Source organism: Gluconobacter sp. P1D12_c, from assembly GCF_018812105.1.
GTDB classification, from domain to species: Bacteria; Pseudomonadota; Alphaproteobacteria; order Acetobacterales; family Acetobacteraceae; genus Gluconobacter; species Gluconobacter oxydans_A.
This window is the reverse complement of sequence record NZ_JACSIQ010000398.1, coordinates 1-477: the sequence shown is the minus strand read 5'-3', so window position 1 is coordinate 477 and position 477 is coordinate 1. Positions and strand designations below refer to the sequence as shown.

The window sequence follows — 477 nt, the reverse complement described above, 5'->3', positions numbered from 1 at the left end:
GGATTAATCTTGGTCTGACACGCATGGCCGACACCTGTCAGGGTGCCACCCTGCGCCAGTTGGCGCATCTGCATGACTGGCATATCAGCGAGGCCGGATACGCCGAAGCCCTTGGCCGTATGGTTGCAGCCCATCGTGGGCTGCCCCTGGCGTCACTCTGGGGAGACGGCACATCGTCCTCAAGTGATGGTCAATTGTTTCATGCAGGTGGCAGAGGCGCTGCGATCAGCGATATCAATGCGCGCAATGGCAGTGAACCGGGCGTCAGTTTCTACACCCACATCTCAGATCAGTATGATCAGTTTTCGACCCGGGTGATTGCGGCGACGGCCGGTGAAGCACCCTATGTTCTGGATGGGCTGCTGTATCATGCCAACGGGCTTTCCATTGAAGAGCATTATACCGACACGGGTGGGGCATCGGATCATGTTTTCGGGCTGATGCCCTTCTTTGGTTATCGATTTGCGCCCAGGATAC

General features: G+C 57.0%; 1 protein-coding gene. It reads left to right on the top strand.

Annotated elements, in window-relative coordinates:
- A partial coding sequence (locus KP705_RS17350) for a Tn3 family transposase (protein ID WP_215765178.1) occupies nt 1-477 on the top strand: 477 nt, incomplete at both ends.